The sequence below is a fragment of the Pseudomonas sp. P5_A2_2 genome (genome assembly GCF_054177685.1).
This window is the reverse complement of record NZ_JBGCUL010000237.1, coordinates 1-5,934: the sequence shown is the minus strand read 5'-3', so window position 1 is coordinate 5,934 and position 5,934 is coordinate 1. Positions and strand designations below refer to the sequence as shown.

7 protein-coding genes are annotated in these 5,934 nt (G+C 62.9%); 2 read left to right on the top strand and 5 right to left on the bottom strand.

Annotated features, from left to right (window positions below; translation table 11 throughout):
- Together ACXRVY_RS15015 and ACXRVY_RS15010 are read right to left on the bottom strand one after the other, a co-directional pair.
- Window positions 1–427, bottom strand: a 427-nt coding sequence (locus ACXRVY_RS15015) for an efflux RND transporter permease subunit (RefSeq protein ID WP_458237671.1), incomplete at its 3' end; no start/stop codon positions are given.
- Window positions 428–442: 15 nt separating this feature from the next.
- Complete coding sequence (locus ACXRVY_RS15010) at window positions 443–1,600, bottom strand: efflux RND transporter periplasmic adaptor subunit (protein WP_457265971.1); 1,158 nt, start codon at window positions 1,598–1,600, stop codon at window positions 443–445.
- 293 nt (window positions 1,601–1,893) lie between these two features.
- Between ACXRVY_RS15010 and ACXRVY_RS15005 the strand changes: the two genes are divergently transcribed.
- Entirely contained in the window at window positions 1,894–2,595 is a 702-nt protein-coding gene (locus ACXRVY_RS15005; RefSeq protein WP_223463102.1) for a response regulator transcription factor, read from the top strand.
- A gap of 4 nt (window positions 2,596–2,599) precedes the next feature.
- Entirely contained in the window at window positions 2,600–3,901 is a 1,302-nt protein-coding gene (locus ACXRVY_RS15000; RefSeq protein ID WP_457265972.1) for an ATP-binding protein, read from the top strand.
- Window positions 3,902–3,948: 47 nt separating this feature from the next.
- Here the strand turns inward: ACXRVY_RS15000 and ACXRVY_RS14995 are convergent, their stop codons facing one another.
- The 3 genes from ACXRVY_RS14995 to ACXRVY_RS14985 form a co-directional block, all read right to left on the bottom strand.
- On the bottom strand, window positions 3,949–4,710 hold the full coding sequence (locus tag ACXRVY_RS14995) for an anti-sigma factor family protein (RefSeq protein WP_458237670.1): 762 nt from the start codon (window positions 4,708–4,710) through the stop codon (window positions 3,949–3,951).
- Window positions 4,710–5,192 carry an RNA polymerase sigma factor gene (locus tag ACXRVY_RS14990; RefSeq protein WP_411740717.1) on the bottom strand — a complete coding sequence of 161 codons (483 nt, stop codon included), beginning with the start codon at window positions 5,190–5,192 and terminating at the stop codon, window positions 4,710–4,712. The genes ACXRVY_RS14995 and ACXRVY_RS14990 overlap by 1 nt, the downstream gene beginning before the upstream one ends.
- Window positions 5,193–5,258: 66 nt before the next feature.
- Window positions 5,259–5,801: a tetratricopeptide repeat protein gene (locus ACXRVY_RS14985; protein ID WP_223463105.1), complete on the bottom strand. Its 543-nt coding sequence runs from the start codon at window positions 5,799–5,801 to the stop codon at window positions 5,259–5,261.
- Window positions 5,802–5,934: the final 133 nt, after the last annotated feature.

Below are 5,934 nucleotides of genomic sequence, written 5' to 3'. Positions count from 1 at the left end.
ACGTCAGGGTGATCAACAGCAGGAAACCGGAGGAGACTTTCTCCACCTGCAAGCCTTGCTGGATCACCGCTTGTGGCAGGCGTGACTCCACGGCTTTCAGGCGGTTCTGCACATCTACCTGAGCCAGTTCCGGGTTGGTGCCCGGCTGGAAGGTGGCCTTGATGGTCGCGCTGCCGAGGCTGCTCTGGGATTCGAAATACAGCAGGTGATCGGCGCCGTTGAGCTCTTCCTCGATCAGGCTGACCACGCTCTCGTCCACGGTTTGCGCCGAAGCGCCCGGGTACACGGCGTAGATTTCGATTTGTGGCGGCGCGACATCCGGGTATTGCGCCACCGGCAGTTGTGGAATGGCCAGCGCACCGGCCAGCAGGATGAACAGGGCAACCACCCAGGCGAACACCGGGCGGTCAATAAAGAACTGCGGCATAAAAAAGCGTCCTGCTTACTGACCAGTCACCTGGGCAAGTGGAAGAGGGGTGTCGTCGATCTGCACTTTCTCGCCGGGGCGGGCGTGCTGCAGTCCCTCGATGACGATGCGGTCGCCTGCTTTCAGGCCGCTGGTGACGATCCAGCGATCGTTCTGCACGGCGCCCAGTTCGACCGGTTGCTGGCCGACCCGCTGTTCGCCGTCGAGCAGCAGCACCTGGGCGATGCCGGCGCTGTCGCGCTGGATGGCCCGTTGCGGCACGCTGATGCCCTGCTGGTTGACCGCTTGTTCCAGGCGTACGCGCACGAAACTGCCGGGCAGCAAGTCGAGGTCGGGGTTGGGGAACTCGCTGCGCAGGATGATCTGGCCGGTGCCCGGGTCGACGCTGATGTCACTGAACAACATTTTGCCCGGCAGCGGGTAGAGGCTGCCGTCATCCTGAATCAGCGTGGCCTTGGCCTGGTCCTGGCCGACCTGCTGCAACTGGCCGGAACGGAAGGCGCGGCGCAGTTCGTTGAGTTCGCGGGTGGACTGGGTCAGGTCGGCGTGAATCGGGTTCAGTTGCTGAATCAGCGCCAGCGGCGTGGTTTCGTTCTGCCCGACCAGCGCGCCTTCGGTGACCAGCGCCCGGCCGATGCGCCCGGAAATCGGCGCCGTGACTGTGGCGTAACCGAGGTTCAACCGGGCGCGCTCAACCGCCGCCTTGTTGCCGGCGACGTCGGCGGCGGTCTGCCGCGCATTGGCCCGGGCGTTGTCGTAGTCCTGACCGCTGATGGCCTTGTCGTCGATCAACCGGGCGTAGCGCTGTTCCTGCAATCTGGCCTGGAACGCGTTGGCTTCGGCCTTGCGTAACGCCGCTTCGGCGCTGTCCAGGTCAGCCTTGAACGGCGCCGGGTCGATGCGGAACAGCACATCACCCTGTTTCACATCACTGCCTTCACGGAAAGTCCGCTGCAAGACCACGCCGGCCACGCGGGCACGCACTTCGGCCATGCGCGGTGCGGCTATCCGCCCGCTCAGTTCGCTGCTGATGGTCAGTGGCCGCGCTTCGATGGTTTCGATGCGAACCGTGGCCAGTGGCGTCTGCTCTTCGGCAGTCGGCGCCTTGTCGCAAGCGGCCAGCATCAGCGCCAGTGCAATCAGGCTGAGCCTGGCAAGCAGATTGTTTGACATGTAATAACCCCAATAATGACCCCCAGCATCCTACTGGGCGCAGGCGAGGGTAGCGGTGAAGCTTTGTTGGTGCTGTGTGAAATTGTGTAAGGGTTTTACTCAGGTGTGCGTGAGGGCGTATATCCTTCAGTCCTTGATTTCTATTGCGCCAGATACGCCGCCATCGCGAGCAAGCTCGCTCCAACAGTGGCCGGTGGTGTTCACAACATTTGTGTTCACATCAAATCCCTGTGGGAGCGAGCTTGCTCGCGATGGCAATCTATCTGGCGCCAAAGCACTTTCTGGAAACACCCATGCCCAACATCCTCCTGGTCGAAGACGACACCGCCCTCGCCGAACTGATTGCCAGCTACCTGGAACGCAACGGTTATTCCGTCAGCGTGATCGGTCGTGGTGACCATGTGCGCGAACGAGCGCGGCTCAATCCGCCGGACCTGGTGATCCTCGACCTGATGCTGCCCGGCCTCGACGGCTTGCAAGTCTGTCGTTTGCTGCGCGCCGATTCGGCGACCCTGCCGATCCTGATGCTCACCGCCCGCGATGACAGCCACGACCAGGTCCTGGGCCTGGAAATGGGCGCCGACGACTACGTCACCAAACCGTGCGAGCCGCGGGTGCTGCTGGCCCGGGTGCGAACCTTGTTGCGCCGCAGCAGCCTCAGCGAACCGCAGACCGCCAACGACCGCATTCTGATGGGCAACCTGTGCATCGACCTGTCTGAACGCACCGTGACCTGGCGCGGGCAATTGGTGGACCTGTCCAGTGGTGAGTACAACCTGCTGGTGGTGCTGGCCCGGCATGCCGGTGAAGTGTTGAGTCGCGACCAGATCCTGCAACGCCTGCGTGGCATCGAATTCAATGGCACTGACCGTTCGGTGGACGTGGCGATTTCCAAATTGCGGCGCAAGTTCGACGACCACGCCGGCGAGGCGCGCAAGATCAAGACCGTGTGGGGCAAGGGGTACCTGTTCAGCCGTTCCGAATGGGAATGCTGAGCCAATGTTCAGAATCCTCTTTCGTTTGTACCTGGTGACCATCGTCTCCTTCAGCGCCGCGATTTACCTGGTGCCGGATCTGGTGATCAAGGTGTTCCACGAGCGCTTTGTCACCTACAACCTCGATTATTCCCGTGGGCTGCAAACGCTGATCGTCAAACAGTTTCACGCAGCCCCGGCCGAGCAGTGGCCGGCCCTGGCCGCTGAAATGGACAAGGACTTCAATCCGCTGCACATCGTGCTCGGCAGCAATGACGACAGCAGCCTGACGCCTGATGAGCAGCAGCGTTTGCAGCGCGGCGAGAACGTCGTGCGCGTGGGCGACTGGGGTTGGCGCACGCTGGCGGTCGCGCCGCTGAATGAGCACACCGTGGTGCAAATGGTCGTGCCGCCCGATCCACTGGACGTCAACCTGTTGTACTGGAGCATCAACGTCCTGATCGGCGCGACCATGCTCGCTTGCCTGTTGTTGTGGCTGCGCCCGCACTGGCGTGATCTGGAGCGCCTCAAGGGCACGGCCGAACGCTTTGGCAAGGGGCACCTGAGCGAGCGCACGCAAATCTCCCCGAGCTCCAACATTGGTAGCCTGGCCACAGTGTTCGACACCATGGCCGGCGACATCGAAAACCTGCTCAACCAGCAGCGGGACTTGCTCAATGCGGTATCCCACGAGTTGCGCACGCCCCTGACGCGCCTGGATTTCGGCCTGGCGCTGGCGCTGTCCGACGACTTGCCAGCGGCCAGCCGCGAGCGCCTGCAAAGCCTGGTGGCGCACATTCGTGAGCTTGATGAGCTGGTGCTGGAGTTGCTGTCCTACAGTCGCCTGCAAAACCCGGCGCGGCTACCAGAGCAGGTCGAGGTGTCGCTGGATGAATTCATCGACAGCATTCTGGGCAGCGTCGACGAAGAACTGGAGTCCCCGGATATCGTCATCGACGTGCTGCTGCACGGCCAACTCGAACGCTTCAGCCTGGACCCGCGCCTGACCGCTCGCGCCCTGCAAAACCTGCTGCGCAACGCCATGCGCTACTGCGAGAAGCGTATCCAGATCGGTGTGCAGGTGTATGCCGGCGCCTGTGAAATCTGGGTCGACGATGACGGCATTGGCATTCCGGATGACGAGCGCGAACGGATTTTCGAACCGTTCTACCGCCTCGACCGCAGCCGCGACCGCGCCACGGGTGGTTTCGGCCTGGGGCTGGCGATCAGCCGCCGCGCGCTGGAGGCCCAAGGCGGCACGCTGACGGTGGAAGCCTCGCCGCTGGGCGGGGCGCGCTTTCGCTTGTGGTTGCCGGGTTCGGCCTGACGCGCTTCGCAGGCACTGTCGCAGCGCCTGCGTTGAGCCAGGGTTTCTCAGGTACTCAGGCGACTACGCAACAGCTTCGCCATCGCCTCCAGATCCGCGATCGGCTGATGCCCGATCAGCATCCAGGCGTGTTCCATGTCAGCCCAATACACGATGTTCAGCTCGCGCCGCTGTTCATGGGCGAATTGGCGGCTGCCGCTGTTGGAGCGGGTCATGCACAGCGCCATGGGGCCGTGCACCGGATCGAGGTAGGTGATCTGGGCAATGGGCGCGCCGTCGTACTCGAGGATTTGCGCACGCTTGAACTCGGCACGAGGCAGGCTCAGTTTTGCCGGCGCGAGATCGAGGCCCAGGCGCGCATCGATGGTCCGCAGTTGTGCCCGTTGGGCGGCTTCATCAGCGGGTAAATGATCCAGGGTTTCCGGCACGTAGAGCGCCATGTAATCGGCCACCAGGCCGCGCCAGTTGTGTGTCTGCCGACTCGCTTGCCAGCCGAGGAACAAACGGTCCGCCAGCACGCCGCCGGCCAATAGCCCGGCCGCGGCGGCCAGGAACCAGCGTCGACTGAGCCCGGGGCGGGCGGGTGAAGGCAGCGTGGCGAGCATGGCTTGCAGGCGATCCACCGGCGCCYGCCGGGCCAGTTCATCGTAGGCGTCCTTGAACGGCAGGCTGCTGCGATCCAGCCATTGCAGGCGCAGGCCGAGCATCGGGTCTTTGATGATGGCCGCGTCGACGCGCGAGCGCTGCTCGGCATCGAGTTGGTTGTCGAGGTAGGCCACCAGTTGTTCGTCCGAGGTTCTCGCGCTCATCAATGTTCTCCTCGGTAAGGGTGCGGCACCGTGTGCAACGGTGGATATTCGGCCAGTTTCGCCCGAGCGGTGGCCAGGCGACTCATCACCGTGCCGATGGGCACTTGCAGCACGTCGGCGACTTCGCGGTAGGACAAGCCCTCGACGTAGGCGAGAAACACCGTTTCGCGCTGGGTCTCGGGCAACGCATCGACGCGACGGATGACTTGTGCCGCCAACACATGGGTCTGGGCCACGGATTCACCATCGAACGACAAGGCCTCATCGGCATCCACCTGACCCTGACCCTGACGCACCCGCTGGGCGCGGACTTCGTTGAGCCAGATCGAATGCAGAATGCTCAGCAGCCAGCGGTCCATGCGCGTTCCCGCCACGAATTGCGCGGCCCGTTCCAGCGCCCGCACGCAGGTGGCCTGCACCAGGTCATCGGCGACATGCCGTTGCCGGGACAGCAGCAGGCCGTAGCGCCATAACCGCGCCAGATGCTGGTTCAGTTCCGTTCGTATTGCCTGATCGCTGGCGATGGCGACCTCCGTCCGCTCGGGTTGTCAGGTTTTCGATGAGTCGTTGATGGCTTCGGCCAGGTCCTGGTACTCCTCGCACTGGGTATTGCCGCAGATGGATTTGATCTGCTGCAGTTGCTCCTGCGCGAGATCCAGCCGGCCTTTGATCACATAGGCCTCGCCGAGGTATTCGCGGACTTGCGCGTACTGCGGGTCGAGTTTCACCGATTGCAGGTAATAGCCGATGCCTTCGTCGGTACGCCCTAGTTTACGCGTGGCGTAGCCGCGATAGTTCAGCGCTTTTGCCGTATTTGGCTGTTTCAGCGTGTCAAGCAGGGCAAGAGCTTCTTCGTAACGTCCGTCCTTGGCCAGTTGATACGCATAGTTGGTGCGGTCTTCGTCCGGCACCAGGTTGCTGGTCTGCCTGACGCACCGCTGCGATCGGGTATCCAGCACCTGACCTTTCGGGCAGGTGGGTCTGGTGGGCATGTCGTTACCGCCGCCACCACCGTTGGCCAGGGCAAGGGAGCCGGACAACGCAACGGTCAGCAACAGCGGGGTCATCAGAACGGCAAAACGAATATTCATGGGCTTTGCTCCAGAGGTTCACGGGTTTCAGATCAGGTCGCGCCTCGTCAGACGCAGTGCAAGGTCGATGTGATGAGAACACTGCAGCATGAACAATTATTCGTTGTGGGAGCGAGCTTGCTCGCGATAGCGC

What these genes read in the sequence shown, in the direction of transcription:
- ACXRVY_RS14985 (WP_223463105.1), bottom strand. Translation starts at nt 5,801, where the DNA reads ATGAATATTCGTTTTGCCGTTCTGATGACCCCGCTGTTGCTGACCGTT.
- ACXRVY_RS15005 (WP_223463102.1), top strand. Translation starts at nt 1,894, where the DNA reads ATGCCCAACATCCTCCTGGTCGAAGACGACACCGCCCTCGCCGAACTG.
- ACXRVY_RS15000 (WP_457265972.1), top strand. Translation starts at nt 2,600, where the DNA reads ATGTTCAGAATCCTCTTTCGTTTGTACCTGGTGACCATCGTCTCCTTC.
- ACXRVY_RS15010 (WP_457265971.1), bottom strand. Translation starts at nt 1,600, where the DNA reads ATGTCAAACAATCTGCTTGCCAGGCTCAGCCTGATTGCACTGGCGCTG.